The following is a 553-nucleotide window of genomic DNA, read 5'->3' as shown; positions in this document are numbered from 1 at the left end:
CTGGCTCCGGCTCTTCAACCACCGGAGCGGCCGTCGAGGTCACACCCGAACGCTCAAGATCCAGCTCAACAGCACCAGAAGCCTGCACAGCCTCAACCTGCACCCGCGACGGAGCCGCAGCAGCAGCCTGGACCGACGCCTCACGCTCAATATTGGTCGCCTGCGCCGGAACGCCGACAGAAAGAACCAGACCGGACGCGGCAGCAATCACAGCAGCCTGGCGGCCCACGGAACCGGCATTCGAAGAAACAGCCTTGGAAATAGTCTCCAACGGGCTGGTACGGACGGGCACAGCACGGTGGCGGCCCAAAGCAGCAGTGTTCTTAGACACGAGTGATTACCTCTCCCAATGCCTGCGAGGTGAGCTGTCGGGTTCGGATGGGAGTCATCCGGCCATGGGCGCCCCGGCCTCAGCCAAGAACACCCACAACTTAACCCCAAGGGCTTCCAAAGAAGCCCGGAAGTTGGTTCCCCCGCCCCTGCCATGCGAAATCGTTGCGAACGGACCCCGGGAAGTGGCAGAGCTAGGCAATCCACCCGGAGGTGCCAAACC

Annotated in this window: 1 pseudogene and 1 riboswitch; the pseudogene reads right to left on the bottom strand. The window is 62.9% G+C overall.

Features of this window, described 5'->3' with window-relative positions:
* A pseudogene (locus AC3A4M_RS22805) lies at positions 1 to 331 on the bottom strand (C40 family peptidase); the annotation flags it as partial.
* A 4-nt stretch (positions 332 to 335) separates the two neighbouring features.
* Positions 336 to 533, bottom strand: a riboswitch (cyclic di-AMP (ydaO/yuaA leader).
* Positions 534 to 553: the final 20 nt, after the last annotated feature.

Source organism: Arthrobacter sp. Soil_C_60, assembly GCF_057656375.1.
This window is presented reverse-complemented; position numbering and strand designations above follow the sequence as displayed.